The 26,225-nt window shown below is 67.3% G+C and carries 22 protein-coding genes and 7 pseudogenes; 14 read left to right on the top strand and 15 right to left on the bottom strand.

Annotated elements, in window-relative coordinates; all coding sequences use genetic code 11:
- The first annotated feature begins 447 nt into the window (after positions 1 to 447).
- The gene (locus tag BX283_RS38805) at positions 448 to 981 is read left to right on the top strand and encodes a phospholipid-binding protein MlaC (protein ID WP_101392026.1); all 534 of its coding nucleotides are present in this window, start codon (positions 448 to 450) and stop codon (positions 979 to 981) included.
- On the opposite strand, the gene BX283_RS38800 is transcribed toward BX283_RS38805, so the two are convergent.
- Entirely contained in the window at positions 975 to 1,541 is a 567-nt protein-coding gene (locus BX283_RS38800; protein ID WP_257584202.1) for an RICIN domain-containing protein, read from the bottom strand. The two genes, BX283_RS38805 and BX283_RS38800, sit on opposite strands and share 7 nt — an antisense overlap.
- Before the next feature lie 2 nt (positions 1,542 to 1,543).
- Complete coding sequence (locus BX283_RS38795; RefSeq protein ID WP_101392025.1) at positions 1,544 to 2,131, bottom strand: RICIN domain-containing protein; 588 nt, start codon at positions 2,129 to 2,131, stop codon at positions 1,544 to 1,546.
- A gap of 247 nt (positions 2,132 to 2,378) precedes the next feature.
- On the opposite strand from BX283_RS38795, the gene BX283_RS38790 reads away from it, so the two are divergent.
- Positions 2,379 to 2,753, top strand: coding sequence for a hypothetical protein (locus BX283_RS38790; RefSeq protein ID WP_101392024.1), 375 nt, complete (start codon positions 2,379 to 2,381; stop codon positions 2,751 to 2,753).
- Positions 2,754 to 3,040: 287 nt separating this feature from the next.
- Positions 3,041 to 3,487, top strand: a complete 447-nt coding sequence (locus BX283_RS38785) for a hypothetical protein (protein WP_101392023.1) — start codon at positions 3,041 to 3,043, stop codon at positions 3,485 to 3,487.
- Positions 3,488 to 3,757: 270 nt separating this feature from the next.
- On the opposite strand, the gene BX283_RS38780 is transcribed toward BX283_RS38785, so the two are convergent.
- Entirely contained in the window at positions 3,758 to 4,327 is a 570-nt protein-coding gene (locus BX283_RS38780) for a 2-phosphosulfolactate phosphatase (RefSeq protein ID WP_257584201.1), read from the bottom strand.
- A gap of 929 nt (positions 4,328 to 5,256) precedes the next feature.
- Here BX283_RS38780 and BX283_RS38775 point away from each other — a divergent pair.
- On the top strand, positions 5,257 to 6,603 hold the full coding sequence (locus BX283_RS38775; RefSeq protein WP_218976558.1) for a KamA family radical SAM protein: 1,347 nt from the start codon (positions 5,257 to 5,259) through the stop codon (positions 6,601 to 6,603).
- A gap of 335 nt (positions 6,604 to 6,938) precedes the next feature.
- On the opposite strand, the gene BX283_RS38770 is transcribed toward BX283_RS38775, so the two are convergent.
- Positions 6,939 to 7,685 carry a transposase gene (locus BX283_RS38770; RefSeq protein ID WP_101392022.1) on the bottom strand — a complete coding sequence of 249 codons (747 nt, stop codon included), beginning with the start codon at positions 7,683 to 7,685 and terminating at the stop codon, positions 6,939 to 6,941.
- 101 nt (positions 7,686 to 7,786) lie between these two features.
- Here BX283_RS38770 and BX283_RS38765 point away from each other — a divergent pair, with 101 nt between their 5' ends.
- A complete protein-coding gene (locus BX283_RS38765) occupies positions 7,787 to 8,626 on the top strand; it encodes a DUF4239 domain-containing protein (protein WP_101392021.1) in 840 nt (279 codons plus the stop codon).
- A gap of 88 nt (positions 8,627 to 8,714) precedes the next feature.
- Here BX283_RS38765 and BX283_RS40235 read toward each other — a convergent pair whose 3' ends face one another.
- The gene (locus BX283_RS40235; RefSeq protein WP_143676625.1) at positions 8,715 to 9,971 is read right to left on the bottom strand and encodes a hypothetical protein; all 1,257 of its coding nucleotides are present in this window, start codon (positions 9,969 to 9,971) and stop codon (positions 8,715 to 8,717) included.
- A gap of 134 nt (positions 9,972 to 10,105) precedes the next feature.
- Positions 10,106 to 10,453, bottom strand: a complete 348-nt coding sequence (locus BX283_RS38755; RefSeq protein WP_101392019.1) for a hypothetical protein — start codon at positions 10,451 to 10,453, stop codon at positions 10,106 to 10,108.
- Positions 10,454 to 10,554: 101 nt separating this feature from the next.
- Here BX283_RS38755 and BX283_RS38750 point away from each other — a divergent pair.
- Positions 10,555 to 11,434, top strand: a pseudogene (locus tag BX283_RS38750) (transposase).
- Between the two features lie 19 nt (positions 11,435 to 11,453).
- On the opposite strand, the gene BX283_RS38745 reads toward BX283_RS38750, so the two are convergent.
- Positions 11,454 to 12,326, bottom strand: a complete 873-nt coding sequence (locus BX283_RS38745; protein WP_143676623.1) for a hypothetical protein — start codon at positions 12,324 to 12,326, stop codon at positions 11,454 to 11,456.
- Positions 12,327 to 12,767: 441 nt separating this feature from the next.
- Entirely contained in the window at positions 12,768 to 13,115 is a 348-nt protein-coding gene (locus BX283_RS38740; RefSeq protein WP_101392017.1) for a hypothetical protein, read from the bottom strand.
- Between the two features lie 253 nt (positions 13,116 to 13,368).
- Between BX283_RS38740 and BX283_RS38735 the strand changes: the two are divergent.
- Positions 13,369 to 13,713, top strand: a pseudogene (locus tag BX283_RS38735) (ATP-binding protein); the annotation flags it as partial.
- Between the two features lie 86 nt (positions 13,714 to 13,799).
- Here the strand turns inward: BX283_RS38735 and BX283_RS38730 are convergent.
- From BX283_RS38730 to BX283_RS38720, 3 genes and pseudogenes are all read right to left on the bottom strand, one after another.
- Positions 13,800 to 14,657, bottom strand: a complete 858-nt coding sequence (locus tag BX283_RS38730; RefSeq protein WP_101392850.1) for an acyl-CoA thioester hydrolase/BAAT C-terminal domain-containing protein — start codon at positions 14,655 to 14,657, stop codon at positions 13,800 to 13,802.
- A gap of 237 nt (positions 14,658 to 14,894) precedes the next feature.
- Positions 14,895 to 15,250: pseudogene (locus BX283_RS38725) on the bottom strand (IS5 family transposase); the annotation flags it as partial.
- A gap of 17 nt (positions 15,251 to 15,267) precedes the next feature.
- A complete protein-coding gene (locus BX283_RS38720; RefSeq protein WP_101392015.1) occupies positions 15,268 to 15,594 on the bottom strand; it encodes a hypothetical protein in 327 nt (108 codons plus the stop codon).
- 67 nt (positions 15,595 to 15,661) lie between these two features.
- Here BX283_RS38720 and BX283_RS38715 point away from each other — a divergent pair, with 67 nt between their 5' ends.
- The gene (locus BX283_RS38715) at positions 15,662 to 16,759 is read left to right on the top strand and encodes a MerR family transcriptional regulator (RefSeq protein WP_180357515.1); all 1,098 of its coding nucleotides are present in this window, start codon (positions 15,662 to 15,664) and stop codon (positions 16,757 to 16,759) included.
- A gap of 54 nt (positions 16,760 to 16,813) precedes the next feature.
- On the opposite strand, the pseudogene BX283_RS42005 reads toward BX283_RS38715, so the two are convergent.
- A pseudogene (locus tag BX283_RS42005) lies at positions 16,814 to 17,494 on the bottom strand (transposase); the annotation flags it as partial.
- A gap of 213 nt (positions 17,495 to 17,707) precedes the next feature.
- Positions 17,708 to 18,167, bottom strand: a pseudogene (locus tag BX283_RS42000) (transposase); the annotation flags it as partial.
- A 172-nt stretch (positions 18,168 to 18,339) separates the two neighbouring features.
- Between BX283_RS42000 and BX283_RS38700 the strand changes: the two are divergent.
- The 6 genes and pseudogenes from BX283_RS38700 to BX283_RS40220 all read left to right on the top strand — a co-directional run.
- Positions 18,340 to 18,897: pseudogene (locus tag BX283_RS38700) on the top strand (GNAT family N-acetyltransferase); the annotation flags it as partial.
- Positions 18,898 to 19,133: 236 nt separating this feature from the next.
- Positions 19,134 to 19,863: pseudogene (locus tag BX283_RS38695) on the top strand (MerR family transcriptional regulator).
- Complete coding sequence (locus tag BX283_RS42535) at positions 19,860 to 20,696, top strand: IclR family transcriptional regulator C-terminal domain-containing protein (protein WP_101392013.1); 837 nt, start codon at positions 19,860 to 19,862, stop codon at positions 20,694 to 20,696. The pseudogene BX283_RS38695 and the gene BX283_RS42535 overlap by 4 nt, the downstream one beginning before the upstream one ends.
- Positions 20,697 to 20,734: 38 nt before the next feature.
- A protein-coding gene (locus BX283_RS38685; RefSeq protein WP_101390126.1) for an IS5 family transposase occupies positions 20,735 to 21,549 on the top strand; the annotation gives its coding sequence in 2 pieces (ribosomal slippage) (positions 20,735 to 21,077 and positions 21,077 to 21,549; 816 coding nt in all).
- An 850-nt stretch (positions 21,550 to 22,399) separates the two neighbouring features.
- Positions 22,400 to 22,873: a hypothetical protein gene (locus BX283_RS40225; protein ID WP_143676622.1), complete on the top strand. Its 474-nt coding sequence runs from the start codon at positions 22,400 to 22,402 to the stop codon at positions 22,871 to 22,873.
- A 9-nt stretch (positions 22,874 to 22,882) separates the two neighbouring features.
- Positions 22,883 to 23,224: a hypothetical protein gene (locus BX283_RS40220; RefSeq protein ID WP_143676620.1), complete on the top strand. Its 342-nt coding sequence runs from the start codon at positions 22,883 to 22,885 to the stop codon at positions 23,222 to 23,224.
- A 446-nt stretch (positions 23,225 to 23,670) separates the two neighbouring features.
- On the opposite strand, the gene BX283_RS38675 is transcribed toward BX283_RS40220, so the two are convergent.
- Positions 23,671 to 24,333 (bottom strand): hypothetical protein, encoded by a 663-nt coding sequence (locus BX283_RS38675; protein ID WP_306822851.1) that lies wholly within the window; start codon positions 24,331 to 24,333, stop codon positions 23,671 to 23,673.
- Between the two features lie 673 nt (positions 24,334 to 25,006).
- Positions 25,007 to 25,663 (bottom strand): hypothetical protein, encoded by a 657-nt coding sequence (locus BX283_RS42235; protein ID WP_306822850.1) that lies wholly within the window; start codon positions 25,661 to 25,663, stop codon positions 25,007 to 25,009.
- Positions 25,664 to 26,225: the final 562 nt, after the last annotated feature.

The raw sequence follows: 26,225 nt of genomic DNA, 5'->3' as shown, positions 1-26,225 counted from the left end.
CCCCGTCACCACCCCTGCGCTTCACCTCCGCCAGCGGCCTCGACCTGGGTACCGCCACCACCGGAACCGACGACCGCGTCAACCACACCGCCGACCTGTGGCTGCCGCTCAACCCTGACACCGCAGTCATCGACACCAGCCACCTCACCGGCCCCTACACCGTCACCTACCCCGGCAAGGACGCCTACGAGCCTTCCGAAGCCGAAGGCACCATCAACCTCGGATAACCCCCAAGGCCCCCAGCGCAGGCGGCCCTCACCAACCACGACCCCTGGGACGCACCCGCCTACTGCGGTCGTGCGACCCTGATCCGGTGCCGGGACCCGGTGGACATGACCCGCGCACCCGCACGGGCCATGGTCGTGACGGAACTCCGGGCCCCGGCACACCCCACCGCGTTTCCTGATACCTCTCCGCAAGGACCGGACCAGGGCCACGCCGGGCATCATGGCGGGCCGTCACTGGAATGCGGCGACACGTTCGCAGCAAGAGCAATTGATCGACCAGGTTTCGCGGTTGCTAGTCCATACATATGCGCGCGCGGTCGCGCAACAGCTGCCGGATCCGTCGCCGAGTCAATACCGGCCGTTCCGTATGGGGCCGGGAGACACAGACGTCGTGGTGGGCACAGTGGTGATGGCTAACAGCCAGCCGATGCAGATCGCCTACCGCTTGTACAAGACGGCGCAGGGCTGGCTGGTTTACGACCTGAACACTGAGGGTGCGTGGTTGGTCCAGACGTACCAGCAGGTGTTCAACGAGAAGGTCACTCACGATGGCGTGGACGGCCTGATCAGCTACCTTACCGAGCGCAATGATGCCCTGGCCGGTCAGGGCGAGACGCTGCAGCCGCTGGCGTGTCCGGTAGCTCGTGATGGCCTTCCACCCACCGGACAGTGCCTAGGCGCAGAGCCCCGGCCGGGCGCTCGGGGGAAGCGCCGACCGGGGCCGGGGAACGGGAAGGGGCGGGGTGTTCAGTAGCTCCAGGACTGGTTACTGCGACCGTTGCACGACCACTGGATGACGCGGCCGTTGTCCGCGGTGCTGCCGCCCTGGACATCCAGGCACTTACGCGTGTGGGAGGGGCGCATCTCCGTCTTGTGGGGCTTGGAAATGTTGATGTAGAAGGCCTGGTTGGCCTCGCCGACACAGGTGTACTGGTCAATGGCCGCACCGTTGGCCTTGCTCGCCCCGTGCACGGTGAGGCACTTGTTGCTGTTGGCGTTGCGCAGCGCATAGCTGAGTCCGCCGGTCCACTCCATGTTCCAGCGCTGGTTGGCGGCGCCCTGGCACCTGTACTGGTTGACCGTGGCGTTGTTGGCCTTGCTCGCCCGGTACACCGTCAGGCACTTGCCGCTCTTCTTGTTCTTGACGTACTTCATGGTGGAGGCCGCTCCGGGCACCTGCTCGAACGTCAGGCCGCCGGAGGCGGTGCCGGCGGCCGTCGCCGTGGAGGCGGTGGCCGGCATGAGGAGGGTCATGGTGACGGCCGCGGCCGTCGTCGCCGCGAGCGTGAGCGTCCGGCTGAGGCTGAGGTTCATGGCTAGTCCACCCTGTTCCACGTCTGATTGCTGCGCCCGTTGCAGGACCACTGGATGATCGGCGCGTTGTCGGCCTGGCTGCCGCCCTGCACGTCCAGGCACTTGCCGCTGTGCACGGCCTTCAGCGGTGAGTGGCCGTTCCACTTGAACCGCTGGTCCGCCGCGCCGTTGCAGTCCCACTGAATGAGCGCGGCGCCGTTCTTCTTGCTGGCTCCCGCCACCGAGAGGCACTTGCCGCTGTCGTACCCGGCGATGCGCCAGTACGGCGGGGCGACGCCGTACAGCACCCACCACTGGTTCTTGGCGCCCACACACCTGTACTGGTTGACCTTGGCGCCTTTGGCCTTGCTGCCCCGGTAGACGGTCATGCACTTCCCGCTGTGCTTCGCCTTGAGGTAGACGACCATGTCGCGCTGGCCGGGAACGCGTACGACGTCGAGCCCGGCCAGGTCCATCCCGGCCGCCGTCACCGAGGCGGGCGCACTCGGCGGCGCGTGGCCGCTGGAGGCACTCGCCGTACCGGGAACGAGCGCTCCCAGCGCGGCGACAGCGACCGCGGCGCACACGCCGGGTGCTTGCTTCCCCCACATATCAGGTCTCCTTCCACCACACCGCGTGGTTCGTCGGTCCACAAGACGCTACGGATGCGGCCGCCGCCTTTCATCCCTCACCCGGTTGACCTTCTGAGTCAACCGTTTGTTGCAGGCGGGCGGGGTGTACAACCAGGGGGGTAGGCGTACGGGTGCGGGAGGCGGGTGGCATTCAGCCCGCAGCTTTTCGCCCGCACCTCCCGGACACCGCGCCATGTACCGGAAAGACCAATGAGAGGGCCGGACCATGCGAAAGCAAATCCAGCTCGTCCCGTTAGCGGCGGCCGCCCTACTGCTCGGAACCGGCACGATGGCCGCGACAGCAGGGCCGGCTGCGGCATCACAGCGATCTGCCCCCGCGCGGGCCTGCACGGTGGACGCGCCCCGCTTCACCAGTTCACCAGGGACCGGCCCCAGCGACTCCGCGTTCTGGCCCGCCCGCGGCACCCACGCCACGGCCACCACCCGCTGCAACGGCATCAATCTGAAACTTGACCACACCCGCGCCGTGCGGACCTGCTTCAGGGCGACCGGCAGCTGCAACGCCTGGCGGACCAAGGCCCAACGCAGCTGGCGGACCGCCGCCACCGACGCGCGCGACGGCGCCCAGTTCTACTCGTAGTTCCAGGGTCTGGCCCGTGCAACTGGCTTGATCGATTATTGACGGGCCGCCCCGCACGAGGCGGCGACCGTTGCCCCGGACCACCCCGTGCTGCCCTGCCCGTCTGACGGGCAGGGTGTCGCCCATCCATCTCAGCTCAGCCTGTCTCCACCGGGCTGACCGAGCTCCACCGCCGGCGCATCGTGGTCTGCTCCGAGCTCAAGCCCGACGGCAAACAAACCTTCCTCAAACTGACCATTTATGACACCGTCTAAGTCTTTCCTCAGGTCCATGCCACGATGGCAGTCATGGATTGGACTGCGCCGGTCAGTACGGCCCTGGGTGGATTCATCAGTGTGATCTCGGTGTTGGTGGCCCATCGTGCGCAGTGGGCGAAGGAGGTCAAGAAGCAGCGCCGGGAAGATCTACGGACTGCGTGTGTCCAGTTTCTGGCGGCGGTGACACAGGCCAGGGAACAGATACACCGCGCGGGCCGGGACGGCAACAGCGAGGAGAAGTTACGTCGAGCTCAGGACGCGTTGACCGATCACGATGTATTCCCCGCACGCATACAACTGCACCTGGTGGCCCCGCCGGACCTAGCGGAAATGTCCCGAGAGCTCGTGCACCTGCTGATCGGCTACCGAGACACGGTGACCAGCGGGGAGCCACACCAGGAGGCTGAACTCGCGTTCACGAACCATCGCAACGCAGTGACGCAGGCCATGCAGACAGCCCTGTCCGACGTGCAGTGACACCCGCCCGCACCCAATACAACACCCCGTCGATCACACGCCACGCCGGTTACTCCACCGACCCCCACGCGCACCACCGCGGGGAGGAACGGCTCGGTTTGCTCAAACTCACCGTGTAGGACACGGCCTAACTCCGTGTCCTGATCGACAACGGCGACCTCGACACCTACTGGCGGCACCATCTGGGGCGCGAGCACCAGCGCCTCATCCCGTGCACGACCAGCAGCAGTACGCCCTCGCAGCCTGAATCTTCCCAACCGGATCGTGTGATCAGCTGGCGCCGGCGAAGGCGCCGCTAGTCAGCACCGGCACCACACGGCTGACGTCCAACTCCGTGGCGATAGCAACGTCATCGGCAAACCCAGCCTCACCGAGCTCGCGCCCGGACGAGCCGGCCGCGACAGCAGCTCTGGGATCCGGGGTGCCGGTGAAGGCCGCCGCCGCCATTGCGGCTTCCGGTGAGGGCGCCTCACCACCGCATTCCAGTAGCGCGGCGATCACTGCTCCGGCACCGAGCAGGTCTTCGAGCGCCGGGCGAAGACTGCCATCGGGCCAGCGCTCACCGGCGGCGATCACTCCCACAGGATGCTCGATGGTCCCGTGCCCCTGAGCGCCGAGCCACTGCCCGACGGCGGCCGCATTCCTCAGAGAGGCGGCAACCACGGCGGAGCTATCGGCGGCTGCGGCAGCGATCGCCGACCCGTTGGGGGACGGCAGCACCAGCCGCGGAGTAAACGGAGCACGTCGCAACGCAGCCGGAGACAGCGACCACGGCGAACCCTCGGACACCGCACGACGCCCCACCGCCAAAGCGGCGTCCACCTGCTCGGCGAAGCCCACAGCCGACTCATCCCGCCAGCGATAAAGGGAATACCTGCGTTCCCGCCTCGACCGCGGCGGTCACTGACGTGGTGAACGACAGCACATCGACAACCACCAGGCAGGCGACACCACCCGCGAGTCGCTCCGCCCCAACCGGGCCCCACTCGACCCGCACACCGTGACCAGCCTGCCCAAAAACATCACTCACGAATGACGATCATGCCAGTGGAAGCCGATACTGAGCCACAGACCTTCCCTCGGGACGAGCTGCCCCTCCTGAACATGGCTTGTCTGAGCGGCAGTTGGCCGGGCGTGAAGGGCTCCTTGCGGGCTGCAGGCGCGTACTGTCGGGGTACGAGGTCGCGCTCGCGGCCGGGCAGTTCGGCCAGCAAGGCCGTGGGGCCGCCGCCGGGTGGTATCCCCGGCGGCGGCCGTGGTGCGGGGACGGACGGTTCCCCTTCCGCGGCGTCCTCGCAACCGATGTCCTCACCGGCATCCGGAGTGCGCGGGAGTTCACCCCGGCTCGAACAGCTGGGAGGACAGGGGCCGGAGCCCTGTTCTCGGCGATGCGGCTCCGGCCGTCACTCACCCCAGATCAAAGGGGGTCAGGCACGACGGGCTCAGCGTCCGGCGACCGGATCGTCCCGGCCCAACGCACACCTGCCCTGGAACCAGCGTAGGACGGGGCGGGGCATTGCCGACACGCCGCCTTTCAGCCCCACCGACGACACCCACCACGTTCCCCGGGGCCATCCCGCGCACTCAGAGCTGTCTTTGAACCCCGCGGCCTCCGCCGCGCGGCGCGGTTCGTCAAGCACACCAGCCGTGGTTCATCAGACACACCGGTGCACCGCATTCCCGCTGGCCGCCCCGGGGAGCGCTCTCGCCGTCACTCCAATGGGTGTACCTCGCAGGAACGGGTGGCGGTTCCACACCATGATGAGGCCATGGACCGAGCCGTGCTGCGGAGCATACCGGGCGATCATCTGGCCGACGCGGAACAGGTGCGCACGCGTGTGGACGAGGACACGCGGCATGCCATGCGGGTGGTATCGGCGGTGCTCCCGTTCAAGGTGAACAGTTACATCATGGACGAGCTGATCGACTGGAGCCGCCCGCCCTACGACGATCCCGTTTTCCGGCTGGTCTTCCCGCACCGGGACATGCTGCCCCCGGACATGTTCCGCACGATGAGTAAGCTCATCGCCAAGGGCGCGTCCCGCAGCGAGGTGCGCCGGGAGGCGAACCGGCAGCGCCTGCTCCTCAAGCCCCATCCGGGCGGTCAGCTCGAACAGAACGTGCCCCGGCTCGACGGACGCGTGGTGGAGGGCCTGCAGCACAAGTACCGTGAGACGGTGCTGCTGTTCCCCGGCGCGGGCCAGACGTGTCACGCGTACTGCGGATACTGCTTCCGCTGGGCGCAGTTCGTGGGCATGCCCGAGCTGAAACAGAGCCTGGCGGGGCCGGCGAATGCCCTGGAATATCTGCGTGAGCACACGGAGGTGACCGACGTCCTGATCACGGGCGGTGATCCCTTGATCATGTCGACAGCGCGCCTGCGGGAGTACATCGAGCCACTTCTCGCCCCGGAGTTCCACCACATCCGCTCCCTTCGGATCGGTACGAAGGCGCTGGGCTACTGGCCCTACCGGTTTCTCACCGACCCCGACGCCGACGATCTGCTGCGGCTGTTCGAGCAGTGTGTACGGGCGGGCAGAACACTGGCGCTGATGACCCATTTCTCCCACGGCGCCGAACTGGCCACCGCCGTGGTCGAGCGGGCCCTGGTGCGTATCCGGGCGACGGGAGCGGTGCTGCGCGCGCAGGCGCCCATGGTCCGTTACGTCAACGACGACTCCGCTGTCTGGGCGCGGATGTGGCAGCGCATGGTCGAGCTCGGTATCCACCCCTACTACGCGTTCGTCGAACGCGATACGGGAGCGCGCAACTACTTCGCCATTCCTCTCACCCGTGCCCTCGCCGTCTACCAGGGGGCACTGCGCCAGGTGTCCGGCCTGGCCCGTACGTCACGCGGCCCGCTCATGTCCGCCACACCCGGCAAGGTCGTCATCCACGGCGAATCCCACATCGCCGGGCGCAAGGTCTTCGTCTGCTCCTTCCTCCAGGCGCGCCTGCCCGAAGCCGTGGGGCAGCCCTTCTTCGCCGCCTGGTCGCCGACCGCCACCTGGTTCGACGAACTGGAACCGGCCTTCTCCGACTCCCCGTTCCCCACCGCAGGAGCGGCGACGGGACCTCACGGCGCCGCCTCCTGGGGGAGAACAGACGGTTCCTAGCGGTGGTTTGTTGAACCCTGTGGTAGAGATCAAGCGGATGTCCGCGGGCGAGGGCGCTGAGCAGGTCTTTTAGCTCATCGGGTGGGGGGCTTGGTCGCCCAGGCGGCCCAGTAGCGTTGCAGCGTGCGCCAGGGCGCCGGCCAGCCACGGACGGCTCGGATCGCCTGGGGCCAGCAGGCCGTGCGGGGCTGATGGGACGTGTGGGAGCCCCCTCTCAGGGGGTGGTGTCGGCTCCGGGAATTCGGCGGCGGCGCTGAGCTGGTTGCACGCTCAGCGGAGCCTCGCAAACAGGCGTGATGGGGGTCCAGTGGCCGGGGTGCTCGGTTCTGTCCAGGTCAGAGCCAGGGCGGCGAGGCAAGGGGTGTACGTATGTTCCCGTATGCCCAGCTGCCGTGGCTGGGCTTGACCGCGACCACGAACGGCAGTAGGGCCTCTCCTAAGTCGTGCAGGAAACTGTGGTGGTCGCCGTAGGCGGCATCGGCTGCCACCGCCCTGAACCGGGCCCCGGCCGCTGTGGCCCTGCGGGCCAGTTGGCCAGCGATCTGCAGTTTGCTGCGGAACCCGGGGGCGGCCGTGCCGGTCGGGAAATGGTGGGCGGGGGTGTACGGCAGCGCGCGGAGGGGATGGTAGAGCCGCTTGTCGGCCCAGCAGGTCGTCACCGTGACCACGCCGCGGTCGACCTTGCCGACCGAGCCCAGGTACTGCTTGCCGCCACGGGCGGTGGCGCTGCCGTCCTTGCGGTCACCGGAGTCGTCAACCACCAGCACCCCTCCCCGGTGCGACGCGGTGGCTGAGTCGTTCAGCAACAGCTCAACGCGGTGGGCGTTGATCTTCTCCGGGTCCCACCGGGACTCGAAGAGGAAGAACTGCAGCCGCTGCACCGCGGCGTGCTGGGCGCCGACGACTGGTTCGGTGCCGGCCAGGCAGGTCAGGGTCGTGTTACGGTCCCGCGGCAGCAGCAACCCGGCCAGGTACTCGCGGAACCCGCGCCGCTGTGCCAGATCGGAGAAGAGACCATCGAAGCGGGCGGCATAGGCTTCCAGCGGGCCCGGAGCAGGCGGACACGGCACACGACGAGTCATCACAACCCCCGGCGTCGAAGCAACAATCCCTGCTACCGGCGTATCTCAGGCCTGACCCACAGTCAACAAACCACCGCTAGCGACCTCGTACATCCGTCCGTGTGTTCAACATCTTGGGCAACATCGCCGATACCCTAGTGCGGCGCGCCGCCGGCGACCGGCCGCCCGCGGACGATGTCAGCATGTTCTTTTCTTCCCTTCTTGTGATGCTCACCGCGGCGGTCGCCGTGACCACCACGGCCTTCCTCGTGACACGGCGTCAGGGCCCAGAGGCTCCCGATCTGCCCAAGGGCGTCGAGATGGCCGTCGGAGCAGTGAGCGGCCTTTTCGTGTTCTCCTTCGCCTTCCTCGCCCTCAACGCGCAGACCGAGTTGAACGCGGCGCGCAAAGCGGCGCTGTCGGAGGCGAGCGCGCTCAAAGAGGTCTACTTCGCCGCGCAGGGCCTCGACGACACCGCCCGTGTGCAGGTCCGACAGGGCATCGTCGACTACACCCGCTCCGTCGTCACGGCCGAATGGCCCGCCATGCGCGACGGCCGCCCCGACGAGTCGACCGCCCGGGGGCTCGACACGCTGCGGTTGCGCGTCTACAAGATGCCGGCATCCGACGATGCGGCGAAAGCGGCCCGCGCAGAAGTCACCCAGCGGATGAGGGATGTATACATGGCCAGGCGGGAACGCCTGGCCGAAAAGGACGCCCAGGTCCCCCTGCCGATCCTCTCGCTGATGATCGGCGCCGGAGTCGCCACCCTCTTGGTCATCGCACTCTTCGGCCGCCCGTCCAGCCGGGTCCACTACGGCCTGCTCGCCGTCGGCGCTGCGGGGTTCGCCTACATGATTTTCCTGATCCTGGCTCTCAACCACCCCTACGGCGGCGGGATCAGTATCGGCCCCGACGCCTACCGCGAAGCACTCACCAGATATCAGCAGATCGGCTCATGACGCCTTGGAAGACTTGCTACTGACTTCGGCTCGTCGAAGTGACAGTGGCGGCGCGGGAGGCCAAGGACGCGCGTGTGCAGACAGCTGATCAGTGTGCGAGATGTTCGTGAAATTCACGAACAGCGGGCAAAGTCATGTGCGCGGAAAATCGCTTCCGGTACACATGGGCGACCTTGTCAGACGGTTTGCCACCGAAGGTGACCATCCGCTGGGCAGTCAGGAGGGCGTCCCCGACATGTCCGAGCGCGAGTTGGGTGTCTACTATATGGAGCAGCTCATGGCCAAGGGGCAGCAGCTTGGAAAGACGGGAAGGGGCGAGCAACGGAGAAAAGCGGTCGAGGGCTTGCTGGGGCCGGCCGAGGTGAGTGGCGATGACGCCCGTACACAATGCGACCCATTCTTCGGAGATGTTCCTCGTGACCGCACATCTCAGCGACTTCTTCGTGTCTGCGAGTCTGGCGAGACCTTTTGCGGCTTCGTTCAGAGCGCGTTTGCACTGAGCGGAGTCTCCGAGCAGCGCATGGGCCCGGGCGGCCAAAAGATGCAGGAAGCCCGCCAGGGGATGTTCTGTTTGCCGGATCGTGGCCAATACGGTCTCAACCAGCAGAATCGCGTCCTCGGCTGCCCCTGCGAGGAGGTGGGTGTAGGAGACCAACGCCAGGTACCCGACTGATCCACGCGCATCACCTCCTGCTGTGGCGGCCCGGACTGCCAGCAGGTAGTAGCGCTCGGCCAAGGCGTTTTCCCCGAGCCCGATGCTAAGACCTGCGCAGAGCCCCGCTGTGCGAGCAGCAAGCAGGAGTAGCGAGGGAGAGGGCTCTTCGTGTCGTGCGGGCTCTGATGCCAGCGCAGCGAGGAATGATAGGTCGCTCTGCGCGACCGGCAGGAGGTGAGCCGGGCTCACCGTTCCGTACATGGTTTCCAGAGCTTGCACGCGCGCTTGGGCCCCACGCAGCGCATCCGGGTCTTTGACCTGCGGTGGGGCCGATCGTGAGGGCTGAGTGATCGCCGCATGCCACTGCTCGGTGAATGCTTGCAAGAGGGGACCCGTAACTGCGAGATAGAAACGGTCGAATCGCTGCACGAAATGGCTGACATCGCGGAGCGTCTCCAGGGCGCCGGTCAGTGTCCACGACCGTGTCAGCATGTCGCCGTCTCCGGAGGCCAGACTGAGCCAGTGCGGCCAGCCCAGACGGCGTACCTCGCTCTGTGGAACACCGTGGATGTGAGCCATCGCCAACTGTGCGGTGAGCTCGGGGACCGTCCTGCCGGACTCCCAGCGTGAGACCTTCTCACGCCTCGCGGCCATGGAGCCGTAGCCCAGCTTGGCATGGGCATCGGCCACGAGGAGCGCGTAAGAGCGGTGGGGTGCCCCGATCGACGCCCTGAGCGAAGCCAATGGGTGTGCTGGCATCTGCTGGTCTCCCACTGTCTGAGAACTACGTCGGCCTCAGTAGTTGAACGGTCATTGAAGTTAGATCACGACCAGAGTTCGCGCCAGTGGAGCTGGGCACCCCCGAGGCACCCCTCAGGCACCCCCGACCAGAAATCGATCACTCGATCGATGTCATTACCCAGAAGCGGCGGGCAGGAAGAGAGCGTGCGACCCACTGTGATCATCTTCGTTGACTGAATCTTGCTGGCCCTTCTGCGATCGTCGGGGCCGTTCCAGATCGGAGCGCTGCCCTGGGGCGGATTCTCGAGTGGCTGCATCCCCTGGCCTTCCGTCCAGGAGGGCAGCCACTGGCACAGCGCATCCAGGTCCTCGACCGTGCCTCCTGCTCTCAGCAGGGAAGGCAGCGTTGGTGCCTCAATCGTCGCGGTCATGACGGAGCAGCTCCTTTGGATCACTAATCCCGGACCCAGCGTCCGGGATACGCGAGATGACCGTAAAGACCGCCACTGACAATCAAATCCCAAATGACCTAATGCGCAGGGCAATGCAGTCTCCGGCCCGGTGCCGTATCGGCGAGTTCGGCCCGTACCCGGCGCGGCTGTGGCAGCAGTTCGAGGGGGTGATCTGGAAGTGTCGCTCGGGAGCCCAGTGGCGGGAGATATTGTTCGGAGCCTGGTAGACCGTCCACAACCGCTTCCGGCAGTGGCGGGATGTCGGCGCCTTCGAGGCCCTGCTGGAAGGGCTGATAGCCGAGGCCGCGAAGCGGGGCGAGGTCGACCTGTCGCTGGTCAGTGTCGATTCCCCCCACCACCCGGCCCACCACGATGCCGCCGGGATGTACCTTGCTCCCGACGTGCTCGACGCCATGGAGAAGGCAGCCGCCGAGGAGAAGCCCAGGTCAAAGGGGGGCCGATGAAGAACGAAACGGGCGGGACGCTGAAGACGATCCCGAACGTCAGGCACGGCGGCGGGTGAGGCGTCGGCGCAAGCTCCGGTTGAAGGCCACCCTCCTGGGACGCTCCCGAGGCGGACAGACCAGCAAGGTCCACTTGGCCGTTGACCGCAGATGCCGGCCGCTGGCGATCGTATTGACCGCGGGACAGGCCGCCGACAGCCCACAGTTCTCGTGGTAACCGCGCTCACCTGCGTGAACGAGGCATCAAGGGCGTGATCCCGGAGAAGAAGGACCAAGCCGCTAACCGGAAGAAGAAGGGCTCCAGGGGCGGCCGGCCCGTCAGTCACGGCTCCGGCCTCTACCAGGAGCGGAACACCGTCGAACGCCTGATCAACAAGCTCAAGGCATGGCGAGGCATCACACCCGGTACGACAAGACACCCGAGAGCTACCTCGCCGCCCTCCATCTGCGCGCCTCGATTATCTGGATCAAGGACCTCACCCGGAACAGCCACTGATCACAACCACATGCGCTTCCTAGGAGGCCTGTCCCGGGCGGGTCTTTCGCGGGATCGTCAGCCGCCAGCCGATGGGGCTTGGGTACGGGTGTACGGCGGGGTCGGCGGGCCAGCGGACCAGGCCGCGGTGGCGCAGCAGATCGCGACGCTCCTCCGGAGTCATGTGGGGCTCCTCGCCCGGTCCGTCGATGTCCTTCTCCCCGTCGACGTTGAAGTGGTCGGCGGTGGCGGTGCGGTAGTCGCGGCGGAAGTCGGTTTTCCACTGCGAGTTCGAACCGCAGAATTCCGAGCCGCAGATGGCCTCCCGGTGCCGCCGGATGAAGACGCCGTGCACCGGGTACCGGTCCGCGACGCCGGCCACCGCGTGCGAGGTTCCGGCCCTGACCCTGACTCCCGCCCGGCTGAACAGCAGCTCACCGAACATCAGGCCCGGCCACACGGTGGCGGTCACGGTGATCGGCGTGTCCGGGTCTTTCGCCTGCTCGACACTTACAATCTCGTGCCAGAACGGGTCGAAGGCACCCTGCCCGACCGGTGTCATGCCCAGCGCCGTGAACAGCGTCAGATACTGGTCGAGAGTGATCCGCGGCCACTCCCGCTTCATGTGCAGATAGTGCTTGAGCACTTGCTCGGCCCCCGGCGGCAGGTCCGGCTGAAACCCGAGCAACAGCACGTCGTTGACCCTCAGAAGCGCGTAGGCCAACTCCAGCAGATCGCCGAACTCGTAACTCTCGCGCCGCCACGCCCCGTATACGGCCAGTGGCGCGAGGCGCTCGCGCAGCCCGGCCCCGCTGCTCCGCAGCCACGGCTCGAGCACCTCGGCGAAGGCATCGTGCCGCTCATACGATTCCAGGGCATTGAACAGCCGGCGTGGCGCAGCGGTTTCGGTCATGGTCGGCAGCGTACGAGGACCGGCCGCCCGGCCCAAGCGAAATTCCAGCGGCGGATCAGCCGAAGCGCCGACGGACGGGCTCGCCCATCGGCAGGGACGGCTCGATGCCCCCCCACGCCTGGCCCATCAGCTGCACTCGCGTCACGCAAGATGATCTACCGGATCGGGCCCTCGGGGTGAGGACACATCCCCCGGATCGATCACGACTAGATTCGCGCCCTAAGGCGTGTCCGACGAGTCGTGTGACCGTGCTGTGTTGTCATCGTCCGATCGGTGTGGGGCAGGGCGATGTGCCAGATCGGGAGTCTTGGGGCCCGCCCCGGACCGCCGGGTGCCCCCGAGGGTGGCGCTTGGCGCTCGCCAAAGCAGCGTCCGCTACCCGCGAGAGCGGTGGAGGCCATTCCCGGAGGGCTTGGCGGCCGGAGCGGATGGATGGCGGGGTCAGACGGAGAAGCGGACGGAGCGGAACTTCTGCCGGGCGTTGCCCACCCCGGTTCGCGCCTTCACCGTATACCTGGTGCCCTGACAGAGGGGCTCGCTGAAGGTAGACGCGGTCTTGTCGGTCCTGTTTTGCGCGGAGAAGGCAGGTTGCTGGGTCGGGAGGGTGGCCTCGGGAATTTCGAGGCACACCCCGCTGAGCGGGTTCTCCAAGTAGCCGAATTGGTTCGCGCCGTTGAGGTCGACGTACGTGTAGCTGAACTCGCCGGTGGCGGCGTTGGCCGAGGTCGGCACAGTCACGACGAGCGCGAGGGCGCCGAGAGCGGTGCCGACAGTATGGCGAAGTCGCATTGCACTTCCTTCTGCTCAGTGGCGGCTGAACGGCGGTCTGCCATCCGATATGAGCATGACCGCCAAGCATCTTCTGCCCGCTCCGGCTCCAGGGCGCCAAGGAGTGATCAAGGGGGCGCACACAGGCAATATCACGGCTTGGCGCGCCCCAACGCACGCTCCACCCTCCGGGTTACTCAAGTGAGGGCGATCCGTCCGCCGCAAGCCTGCGAGGCCCGCAAGTCCGCCCAGACGGCCGGCCGGGCCCCACCGTGCCGCCATGGCCGGCTACCGCGTCCGCTCCACCACCGCGGCGGCCCTGGTGAACGAGCTGGTCGAAGCGGCCTATGACAAGCAGCTGGGCAAGACCATCGCCCGCTACGGACGCGTTGACCTGCTCGAAATCGACGAGCTCGGCTACCTCGAACTGGACCGCTGCGGCGCCGAGATGCTCTTCCAGGTTCTAACGGAGCGTGAGGAGGAGAACAGCATCGCGATCGCCTCCAACGAGGCGTTCACCGGGGGGAGCAAGACCTTCGCCGACCCGCAGCTCTGCGCGGCGATCGTGGACCGGCTCACCTTCAACGACACCCTCATCGAGACCGGCACCGAGTCCTACGCCTGGCCCGCACCAGGGCAAACAAGACCAACGGGACGCAGTAACGACCCTCTCCGGGCTTCGTGCGTGATCAACCGGAGGGAGGGTCAGCTCCCGCCGCGGAGCACGTCGAGGACGTGGGGCCAGGCAGCCGTCCCCAAAAGCGCGTCAGCTTTGGGCGTGCCTCCGTACTGGAAGCGTGGGGATGCCGACGCCGGGCTCTCGCCAGGAAAACGGGGTCGGTGGCCGGCATCGCGGCGGGCGATCAGACGCACCGTGGCCCCAACTGAGCGCCGGCGTTGTGCCAGTTGTTCGGCGAAGGGAAGAGACGGCCACATCGCATCGTCTCCGCCTGCGACCAACACCAGATCGGCCCGCGCTTTGTCCACCGGGATCTCCGCCGGAGAGAGCAGACCAGCAAACGTCCGCTCGCTGAGTTCATACCACCCCCGGATGGCGACTGGCCCTCCGTCCGCCTCTGCGGGAGTCCAGGAATCGTCCATGGGGACGAAGGGCAGTGCCTGCTCTCGCCAGGTCCAGGACGATCGATAGGGGTGTCGTGCTCCGTCGCGGCCTGGTCCGACGTTGCACCAGACCCGGGACGTGGGCGACATCGCGATGACGACGTCCACACGCGGATCGTGCACTGCCGTGAGCAGAGCTGCCTCAGCCCCCTTGGAAGTGCCCACGATGCCGATGCGCTCCGCCCCGTTCAACCGGAGGAAGTCAACGGCGGCGGTGAACGTCTCCAGGGGGATCTCGCAGATCCCCGGGGACTGCCCCGGACCGCCGAACCAGCGGATCGACACGGCCGTCATGCCCTGCTGGGCAAGGATGCGTGCTCTCTCCCGTTCGACACGCCCGCTGGAACCCGCCAGGACCAGGACACCGATGCCACTGCCGCAGACGGGAGCGACCAGAACGCCCTCCCAGGGATCGGTCAACTCGCGCTCAATGACATCCACGTGGTCCCCCACCGGTCCGCCTCAACTGTCAGCGCAGCCTAATCGGCGTTGCCATTCCCCCTGGAACGACCGCACCCGGCCCGCATAGGCGCCGACGGTGTCAATCCAGTGGCCGCAAATGAACTCGCTCTCCGGAGCCGCCTCACATCGCCTGATCTTCACTGACCGTCCGCGAAATGGGGCCAGTTGGAGTCGCCTTGGTGGAGCCGCTGAAAGCCGCCCCAGCCACTTTGACCCCGGGGCCGGCGGCGGGTCGGTGCGGGCGCCAGCCGCATACTGATGCGCACGGACGATGGTGGAGTCCACCGAGATGTCCAGTCGACTTCTCCGGCAGCGTCAGCTGCGGCCTGGACCTGCTGGAACAGTCGCTCCCACGTGCCGTCGGCCAACCAGAGCCGGTGGCGTTCGTAGACGGTCTTCCACGGGCCGAACCGTTCGGACAGGTCACGCCACTGAGCCCCGGTTCGCACCCGGTGCAGAATGCCGTCGATCACCTGCCGGTGATCACGCCACCGGCCACAACGCCGGTTGCTGACCGGCAGGAACGGCCGCAGCCGTTCCCACTCGGCATCGCTCAGATCACCCCGCCCCATGCCCGCAGGGCTGGGCCTCAGAATCCGTCGGAGTTGCCGGTGAGGATCCGCCCGGTGAGCGGGCCCGTGATGCCGAGGAGGACCAGGTCACTGCAGCCCGCCTCGATGATGTGGAGGAAGAGGCCGTCGTGGTGCTGGTGTTCCAGCGGGGTGAAGCCGCGTGCAGTGTTCGGTGCCGATTCCGGGTCCATCATGAACAGTTCGTACTGCTCCGGCGGTAGCAGGCCGTAGAAAGGGGCCGCGCCGGTGGCGCCCAGTCGGGTCAGGAACGCTCGGAAGGCGCTGGGCAGCTCGATTCCGTGATCAGCCCGGACCGCTGCTTCGCGTTCAGCTCTTGCTGCCATGAGTGAGGCCCTTGACCCTCACGTGGCGTCAGGCTCCATAGTCGGTGCCGTGGAAGATCACTGGACCGTGGGACGCGTGGCCGAGCTGGCAGGCGTGAGCGTCCGCACGCTACATCACTATGACGAGATCAAGCTCGTTCGGCCGTCGGCACGGACCGTGGCCGGGTACCGGGCCTATTCGGCGGGCGACGTGGAGCGGCTGCGGGAGGTGCTGGCCTACCGGCGGCTGGGCTTCGGGCTGCGGGAGGTTGCGGAACTGGTCGACGACCCGTCCACCGACGCGGTCGCGCACCTGCGCCGACTGCGCGGCCTGCTGCTGGAGCGGCGTGATCACGCTGACGCCATGGCGGCGGCCATCGACAGGGAACTTGAGGCACGGGCGAAGGGACTGAAGGTGACACCGGAGGAGCAACTGGAAATGCTCGGTGCACGGCTGTACGACGCGATCGGCGGCGCCTACACCACGACACGGCATACCGAGCCGCGGATCGCCGCACAGATCTGGAACGCGCTCGGGGACGCGCAGACAGTGCTGAACGTCGGGGCCGGCACTGGCTCCTACGAGCCTGCTGATCGCGACGTGACCGCGGTGGAGCCATCGGCGGTCATGCGGGGGCAGCGCCCTGCCGGCTCGGCGCCGTGCGTGGCCGCCGCCGCGGAGAGCCTGCCGTTCGAGGACCACTCCTTCGACGTCGCGATGGCCGTCTCCACCGTTCACCACTGGGGGGACCCGATAGCGGGGCTGCGCGAGATGAGGCGCGTGGCCCGCCGCGTGGTGGTGCTCACGTTCGACACCGACGAGCCCGGATGGCAGGACCGGTTCTGGCTTACCCGCGACTACCTGCCCGAGTTCGCCGCCGTCCTCGCAGAATTTCCCTCGCTTGCTGGGATGGCCGACGCGGTCGGCGCCCGCACTGAGCCGGTGCCCATCCCGTGGGACTGCGCCGACGGCCTGTTCGAGGCGTACTGGCGCCGACCGGGGGCGTATCTGGAGGATCACGTGCGCCGTGCGATGTCGGTGTGGACGAGGGTCGGGCCGGAGGCCGAGCAGCGGGCGGTACGAAGCCTCAGCGACGACCTCGACTCCGGCCGGTGGGCCGAGCGCAACAGCGACCTCGCCGACCTCGACGCGGCAGACCTCGGCCTCCGCCTTCTCATAGCTTGAGCTTGACGTTTATCCAGTGCGGCGGGGTTTCGTGCCGGCCTTGTGGTGAGCAGGTCAGCTGTATGCCTCGCCGGTCACGAGGACTCTGCCCACGTCATGACGGGTGGCCAGATGGAGGTTCTTCGAGCCGGGCGGGCGACCAGGCCCGGGGCGGGACGGTTTCGGTGCACCAGCTGGAGAGCCGGTCTTTGCTCGCAGGTTCCTGAACCCCCGCCGGACGCGGGCGGGTGTCAGTCCGTTCGGCTCGGCCGGCTTCTCTCAGGGACGCCGTAGATCGGCGGCCAGCGGGCGAGCGAGCCGGAGAAGCGTGTAGGCGGCGATCACAAGCCATGTCCACCGGTCTGCCGCCTGCAGGCTGCGCAGCCGTGGCCGGGTCCATCCGAGCGTCTGCTTGAACAGGCGAAACATGTGCTCGATGTCCAAGCATCGCAGGAACGATTGCCAGCAGCGGTCGAGGTCCGCCTTGGTGGGCTTGGTGCTCCCGACCACCACAGCCAGAGCGGCTTGTTCACCCCGCCGCTTGGCAGCTTCTCCACGACCAGTCGGATGACGGTGCCCTCGATGAGGGGCAGTGGCCCTTCATGATCGAGCCAGGCCGCCCGCCGGGTCAGCCTCGGGTGGACCCGGTCCCACGTTGTCGGCGTACACCGTTATGAGGCCAGGGAGGTACAGCGATACGTCCCCAACCTGTGCTGTCCATGTGCAGGTTGGGGAGCCGGGGCCACCCGACCTCTCAGGGTGCGGGACAGAGCGGTCCCTCAAGGGCGCCTTACGGGCGTCGCTGCGCGATGGGGCTCCGCCCCACCCTGGACCGACCACCCTGTCCCGAGGCTGGCTGGCTATCGGCCGGCCCCGGCCATGCGGCGACCAAGCAGCTGGGGACGTTCCCTCGTACCCGCTCGGGGAGATGAGTCCGAACGCCGACACCTGTGCAGTCGCCTTCCGTTAGCGGCGGGTGTCGGTGACCGTCACGGCCTGCTCAGCGCCCAGGTAGCCGGATCGCCCAAGGCGAACTCACCGCCGTGCTTCGGCCATCGCCCGCCCTCGGGGATAGGACAGGGCGTACTCCTTGAGCGAGGGCCTCGGCCGGCGCATCACCCGGTCCGACCGCAGACGGCCCAGGACCTCGACGGGTAGGTCGCCCAGCAGGTGGGCGATGCGGGGCGCGTAGAATCCAGCGTCCAGCACGACCAGGACGTGGGGGTCGCCCGGATTCCACTGGCCGGCGAGCTACGAGCCGTTCGACGACCTCGCGGAGCTGGACCGCGGTCACCACGGCGACGTCGGCGCCGGGGTCCAGGCGGACCGCGTCCAGTCCCGCCGTGCACGAGGTCGGGCCGGTTTCCGGCGCGACCACGACCGAGTAGCGCCGGCCCGGGATCGTCTGGCGCTTCGCCCCTCCAAGACGAACTCAGCTGCGCCCCCTAGGAGCGTGGGTCAGTGAACAACTCCGGGAATGCCGCGCCTCGTCGTGCAGTGCGGCTGCCGAGCGCTGCTCCTGAAAAGGCGTGGCTGGCGGGCAGTCGTGATGCGAAAATCAGTCCGCAAACTTGATCCACATCTGCGTCCCGGAGGTCCGCATGGACATCGCCTCGCTGCTGCCGTTGACCACGGCCCGGTTGTCGCTGCGTCTGTTCACTCCCGGCGACGCCGACGACCTGTACGCCTACCAGAGCCTGCCGAGCGTGGCGCGCTACTTGTACCGGCCGGCACACACGCGTGAGCGCAGCGAGCAGGTTGCCGCCGAGCGTGCGGCGCAGACGGCCTGGCGCGCCGACGGGGACAAGCTGGCGCTCGCTGTCTGCCGACGCGATGAGCCCGGCGTCCTTGGAGAGGTGAGCCTCACCCTCGCCGATGCCCGCGCCGCCCAGGCCGAGATCGGCTGGACTCTCGACCCAGGTCACCAGGGACACGGCTACGCGACCGAGGCGGCCGCCGCGCTGGCCGGGTTTGCCTTCGACACGCTGGGCGTCCACCGGCTCTACGCACGGCTGGATGTGGAGAACACCGGGTCCGTGCGGGTCTGTGAGCGCCTCGGGATGCGCCGGGAGGCGCACTTGGTCGAGAACGACCTCGACGGAGATCGCTGGGGCAGCGAGTACATCTACGCGGCCCTGTCCGCGGATCTTGGCAGTCGATCAGGCGATCGAGCCCGACGCTGCCTCCTGTTCGTGCGGCGCCCTACGCCCGCTTCGCGACCCGGACAGTGGAACTCAACGAGGCCGACGAGGGGTAGCGGGAGCGGACCCTGACCAGGTACGTGGCGCTGGCGAGGCCGCACCACTCCAGTGTGTAGACGCGCTTGAGCCGTTTTGCGCCCGACGATGCTTTCACCGCTTGACCTTGACGCAACGGCAGGTTTTCTACTGGCGGCATGCGAATCGGAGAGATCGCCGCGCTCGTAGGCCTCACCACCCGGGCGATCCGGCACTACCACCATGTCGGGCTGCTTCCGGAACCGGAGCGGCGCCCCAACGGCTACCGGGCCTACAGCGTCCGCGACGCCGTCCTGCTCGCCCGGCTGCGCCGGCTCACCGAACTCGGCCTCAGCCTCGATGAAGTGCGCGACGCCCTCGCCGACGATGGCGGGCGCGAACTGACCGAGATATTGGAAGAACTCGACGCCGACCTGGCCCGCCAGGAAGCCACATCAAGGAGCGCCGCCGCCAGCTCAGCGCCCTGCTCGCCGAGCCGCCCGGCGCAACCGGGCCCGTCTCACCCGCCCTCGCCGCACTGCCGGCACAAGCCCCCGAACAGACTCGCCGACGGCCAAGGACCGCGAGTACCTCACGCTGCTGGACGCCACCGGCACCGGTAACCAAGAGATGCTCGGGCTGCTCGGGACGATGGTCGCCGATCCCGCGGTTGTCGAACTGCACGCGCGCCTCGACGCACTCGCCGAAGCCCCCACCTACGATCCGCGGATCGCACCCCTGACAGCTGACCTGATAGCAGCCGTCCCCAAGGAACTGTTCGCCTCGATCCCCAAAGACGGGGTGGTCGTGACCGGGTTCAACGAGGCGCTGCTCGCTGAGTGCACCCCAGCGCAAGCGGAGGTCGTGAGTCGGCACATGGAGGCTTTCATGGAAAGGGGCCGAGGATGAGCGGCCGGCCAAGGGGCGTACGGGCTGCGCGGGTCGCAGTAGCCGCCGTACTGCCGGGGAAACTGGCCCTGGCGGCCTGCCTCGTGACCGGTGTCCGGCCGCCCGGGTGGGCGTTGGCGGGGACCGAGGCGCTGGTGCTCGCAGTGCTGCTGGAAGCCTGGGTGCTGCGCTCGCTGTACGTCGCCGCGCGCGCCAGCTTGGCCTCCACAAGGCGCGCAGAGCCGGTCGCTGGGCTAGCTTGTGCCCGCGGCCCACCACCAGCTCCTCGCCCCGAAGCACTCCTGCAACAGACCCTGTCCGGACTGCGGGACGCCGCCGGCGCGGCCGTCTACATCAGCAGCTACACCGATGGCGAAGTCACCATCTCCCAGTACGCGGATGGACCCACCACCCCCAAAGTCCACGAATGGGTCGACTTCCGCGCCGCGGCCCACGCCAGCGCCGTCGGCAAGAGCCTGCTCGCCCAGCTCGACTTCGACAGCCGCATGGACCACCTCTCCCGCCGCCGCCCCGTACGGCTCACCTCACGCACCATCACCGATCATCAGGCGTGTTCCGTGCCCTGGACGGACACGGTCACCCAGCGGCCCAGTTCGACCTGCTCGAGTACTCCACCCACGAAGTGTGCGTGGCCGTGCCCTTGGCAGTGGGTGGCCAGGCCGGGTGCGTGGCCCTGTCTCTGCCCGCCTCCCAGCAGCACCGGCTCATCGATGCAGCGCGTGTCCTCAGCAACCGCTCCGCCGGGCTTCTCCTCACCCTGTTCCTGGCCGGCAGCACCCGGGGCAGCGAACCCGCCCATGGCCGCCTGCTCCCCACACCCAACCCGGCCTTAGACCGTGTCCTACATGGCCAGTTGGTCGTTGAGTGGGTTATGGGGAGTGGGCGGTGGGGTTGGATCGTTCCGGCTGGTCTGTGGGAGTTGGCCAGGCCGTTGCTGCCGCCGGCGCGTGTGCGTCCGCAGGGCGGCGGAGTCGCGAACATTGATGACGAGGCGGTCTTCGCCGCGATCGTCTACGTACTGGTCAGTGGGTGCGCATGGCGCGCTCTGCCGCCCTGCTTCGGTGCGTCGAAGTCGACGGTGCATCGTCGCTTCCTCATCTGGTCGCGTGCCGGGGTCTGGGGCCGGTTGCACCAGCGGGTTCTCCAGCTCCTGGACGAGCAGGGCCTGGTGGATCTGTCCCGTGCGGTCCTCGACTCGGCTCACGTCCGCGCGAAAAAGGGGGCGAACTTGCAGGTCCGAGTCCCGTGGACCGGGGTAAGCCCGGTTCCAAGATGCACATCCTGTCCGATGCGGACGGCCTGCCCCTCCGGGTCGGACTCTCCGCGGCCAACACCCACGACAGCCTCGCCCTGAAGCCGATGCTGTCCCATTTCCACATGGGACACGAAACCCACGCAGCCGATTCCAAACCCACACGGCTGCACGCAGACAAGGCGTACGACATCCCCCACCTGCGACGATGGCTCTGGGGCAAGCACATCGGTGTCCGCATCGCCCGCAAGGGCATCGAGTCCAGCGAACGCCTCGGCCGCCGCAGGTGGGTGATCGAGCGGACGATGTCGTGGCTGACCGGCTACCGCCGACTCAACCACCGATACGAACGCCAACCCATCAACTACCTGGCCTTTCTTGGCCTCGCCGCAGCCATCTGCTGCTACAAACGTTTACTCAAACTCACCATGTAGGACACGGTCTTAGTACCTCCGTATGCCGCAGCCGCAGCGCAGAGGCCAGAGCCACGCAGTGCCGGATCCGTCTTTCTCGGGCTCATGGAGCCGCCGGACGACGAACAGGATGATCTTGTGCTGCCAGCACTCGGGCTGCATCTCCCGCCGACGATCAGCACACCAATCCCCCGTGTCCGCCACCTCGTCAGCAGCGGTCCCTGAGCGGGCCACTGAAAGGGCGGGCGCCCAGACCCGGATCGGCCTGAGCGCCCGTCATGGCGGGGCGGACACGGGCACCATGGACCATGCCCGGGCAAGGCCGCCTTGCAGAAACCTGCCTCTCGACGGAGCCGCTCGCCCAGGCGGACTTCCCCGCCCCGGCCGCCATCCCCTCCCTGGGCTGGACCGCCTGCCACCAACCGCGCCTTCTCGGGGGACATCCACTGGCCCCACGGCGACACCGCCCAGTTCATGGCCGCCCCCCCCTGCCGGAGCTGCCCTCGATCACCGCTGGACCATAAACGTGGGCGATGTCCGTGCCGCATTGGTGCGGCCTGATGCAGGCCCGAGACGAACACTTGAACCACCGACTGATCAACGGCTCGCCCGGAGACCCCGAACGAGACACCTCTGCTCCACGCCCCGGTCGGGCTGCCCAGCGGAACGTACTGCGGCTGGATACTGCACGGCAGGCCGTTCCATTCCAGAGGTAATCCATTGCAGCTCTAAAAGCAAGTTCTTTTATCGGCAAGTGGCGCGCCCGACTTATCCGGCCAGTTGAAAAACGGCTTGATCTGATCCATTCGGCGGGATTAGGGCAGGCTGAAAAAGCGGTGGCGCCCACTGAATGTTCATCAGGACAGAACAGGTGTTCGAGCTTCAGGGGGATCTGATGGACTTTGCTCGTCGCGCTTCTTCGGCCGGAGTTGCGCTCGGCATTTCCGCGTCCGCTCTAGTTTTCTCGTCGGCGGCGCCGTCGAACGCTGCGGCCACGGCCGACCCGTGCGCAGGGAAGTCCGAGACGTATGCAATCAAGACCTACACGAGGAATTTCCAGGCCGTTCCGCTGCGCTGCGGGACATCGACCTGGGGGTATCGCCACATCGTCGCAAAGCATGGATTCAATGATAGCCAGACCGCCAATACTGTGGCCCGGGGACGTCAGAGCTTCGGGTTCTACTACACCAACCTGAACCAGTGCCCGCCCATGACGTTCAAGGTCGTTTTCAACGACGGTGCGCTGGGTGGAACCGGCGTCCGTCCGCAGGGCATCATCACGGCGTACTACCAGCCGGGGCACATCACCTCGATCGCCCACACCAAGAATCCCTCCGCCTGCTAGGGTAAATCCATGGAAAAAGTCACTGTCCCCGCCGGCCTTAAGTCCGCATTGTCGGAGAAGTTCGGCGGGGTCGGAGACCCGGAATTCCTCCTCTCGGAAATCTCCCTTGCCGGAGACACCGAGAATCTCACACTCTCGATGCATGTCACAGTGGCATTGGGGAGCGAGCGCAGGGAGAAATGGCTTTTGCGTTTGGAGCTCTCCGGGGGAGACGCTGAAGCAGCCCTCCCCCATGCGCCCGCAGAGACCTACAACTGGCTGGCCCTTATGGTGCAGGCCAATGTGATCGAGTGGTGGCACACGCGAAATACCGCACCGAATATCCCGGAACCTCCTCGCCGAATAGGGTGAGCTCCGGCCAGTCCTCGGAGTGACCGGTCCGAGGATTACGCGCTTCTGGGCGTACACCCCGCAGTCTTCTTCGAAGGTGCCTTCTTGCTGACATCCTTCGCCACCGCCGTCTTCTTGGCGGCGGCTTTGGTCTTCGCTGTTCGCTTTTATGGCACTGCCTGCATCCACGAGCACGCCTGTGCCGATGCCCCCTCCTGCGCCCCGACCCCGCCCAGCGCGGCCGGCTGGTGGAGATCCGCGACAACTCCTCGACCCGATCGCCGAGGTCGAGCGGGAAGGCTGGCTCGGCGAGATCGAAGGGCTCCGCGTCAGCCTCGCCGGCGCCGAGGCCAAGACTGGCCAGATCGACTCGGCGGCATCGGGGGGCCTGTACTGCTCGGCCTGCCGACGCCGCGAGCGGCCCGGCAAGGGTGATCATTCAGCGCGGAGGAAGAAGTGGCGGCCCCTCACTGGACCAGGCTGGTGTGCGGGTGGCCTCCGTTCGCCGGGCAGGCGTACAACTGCAGGCGGTTGGCGTCCAGCACCGTGATCCCAGGCGGATTGAACCAGATGTCGTCGGGCGCGCCTGCGGGCTGGTCCTCGTACGGGATCCAACTCGTGGTGTTGCGCTCCCATTCGGACGAGGCGATGGTCAGCAGAGGCACCATCGCGGTCCCGCAGGCCACACAGAACCGCGGCACGGGGTCGGTCAGTCCCCAGCGGGACCAGCCACCGATCTTCCAGCCGGGGGCGTGGGACAGCGCGTCGTCATAAAGCTGCTGCGGGTCGGCCTCGTCGACCACGATGCCCGCTGCCTGCCAGAGCGCTGGGTCCTTGATCTGCTCTCTCAGCTCCTCGGGGAGTTCCCCGAGATGGGGGTACTCGGTGATCTGTTCCGGCGCGAGCACGCAAGGCTTGGGTATGTAAAGGTACTCGTCCGCTTCGAACGGCTCGGGCGGCGCGGCCAGCGCGTCGGTGACATCCGCGGCGGTCCGCCAGGACAACTCGACCGGAATACTTGAGTCGGGATCGTGCTCCGAGGGGCACCACAGGACCTCCAGCAGGTCGCTCCGCCCGGGCGGCCGCAGCAGGGGTATGTCCCGCGCGTACAGCTGGGCCACGGGCACCATGGGGTTACTCCATTCATGCCCGATGCGGCAGTACATCCACGGTTGCTGTGCGGGCCACAGCAAGGGCCCGCCGATCGAGCTGTCGTGCACCGTGGGAGAGCCGACACGCGGGTGCAACCGGACCGCCGGACGGGCCAGCGGGGCCAGCGCCGGAAAGACCGCGCCGATATCAACCAGCCGTGGCGGGGTAGTACGTGTGCGATTCATGATGATGATCATGCCAACACCCACTGACAACCCAGCAGGACCGGCCGCGTCCTCCATACGCGCGACGCCCTCTCTGCTCGCGCACGGTGCAAAGCGACACCACCCCCTGCCCTGGACCGACCCCAGCCGAGCACGCATCAGAGTTCAGAGTAGTGCTGTCGACTGAACTACTAGGAGAATATTCGCAGGTCAGAGGCACTGTCTGTTAGCTTCCCGACCATGCTTGGAGACGAGCGATCCCGACCGGGACCTCGTCGGCTTGGTGCCTGGACAATCCCTCGACCGCGTCGCCGAAGCCGAACGTGAAGGCTGGCTCGGCGAGACCGAAGGGGTCCGCGTCGGCCTCTCCGGCGCCCCGGACGTGCTGTTGGGGCGCGCCAACAGCACGTCCTACCCAGGAGGGGATCTCCCTCGTCATCACCCACTGGCAACGGACGGACCGTGCCACTAGGTATCGCCTGGCTGGCTAGTGCATCAGCTCGGCGTGGGGGTGCTCCGGTGCCTTCGGGCAGACGTAGAGCTGCTGGTCGTAGCCGCTGCCTATCTGAACCGCGGTGTGGTTGAAGCCGATGGGTGATTCGTCGGCGGGTTCCTCGTGTGGGAGCCAGCTGCTGTTGTTGGCGGCTTCGAACGTGGCGATGGTCAATAGGGCATCCATGTCACTGTCGCAGGTGGGGCAGAGCCGTGGGGTGGGGTCGGTGGCGCCCCAGCGAGGCCACCCGCCGACTTTCCAACCGGGCGCGCCGGCCAGCTCGTTGTCGTAGAACTCCTGCGGGCACGACGCGTAGGCGCTGTCCACTCCCGTGTCGGCTGCCTGCCACACGCTCCAGTTTCCGAGCTGCTCCTGAAGTTCCCCGCTCAGCTCCAGGTGGTCGGGGTATTCGGTGACCTGCTCCGGGTTGAGCAGGCACGGCTCAGGCAGATAGCCGTCGAACTGCATAGCGGGTGGTTCCGGGGGCGTGGCGAGGATGTCGGTGACTGTGGCGGCCGCCCGCCAGAACAGCGCGGTCCTGGGCATGATCGGGTGGTCGAAGGGGCACCACAGCACTTGGAGCAGGTCGGCTCCTTCGGGCGTCTGCAGGTCGGGGACGTCCCGCGCGTACAGTTGCGCGACCGGAAGCATCGCTATGGAGCCCTCATACGGGGCGACAGCCAGGTGGAGCGGAAGCCCCTGCGGGGGGCGGATTCGCTCAAGGGTCTCTCGTTCCTGCGAGGTCAAGACTCTACCGCGCGAGGCGGCACGCATCAGCCGTTCCAGCCTCACATCCGCTGGGGACAGGGCCAGGTTTATCCCGTCCACTACATGAGGTCCGTCGCAGTGCGGCCACGGCTCGTCGGTGGGCCATAGCAATGGTCCGCCAATCGAACTGTCCTGCGGTGACGGCGACCCGGGGCGGGGGTGCAGCCGGGTCGCCGTACGTGCCAGCGGAGCCAGTTGAGGGAAGACAGCGGTCACGTCGAACGGCCGCGGCGGAGTGGTCGGGGTACTCGTCATACCCGCGATCTTGCCAAGTGGCTCTGACAACCGGGCCACAAGGTCGTGCCCAGGCGGCCCAAGTACAGGCGGTGGACTGGACTCAAGGTCTGGAGCCGCGGTCATCCGCGGATGCAGACGAAAAGGGCGGTGAGGAGGGCAGCCTGGCAGGCGATGGCGAACTTGCCGCATGGCCGGCCCGCGCCACTTC

The organism is Streptomyces sp. TLI_146 (assembly GCF_002846415.1).
In the GTDB taxonomy this organism is placed as follows: domain Bacteria; phylum Actinomycetota; class Actinomycetes; order Streptomycetales; family Streptomycetaceae; genus Streptomyces.
The sequence above is the reverse complement of the archived record's forward strand: the minus strand, read 5'-3'. Positions and strand labels throughout refer to the sequence as shown.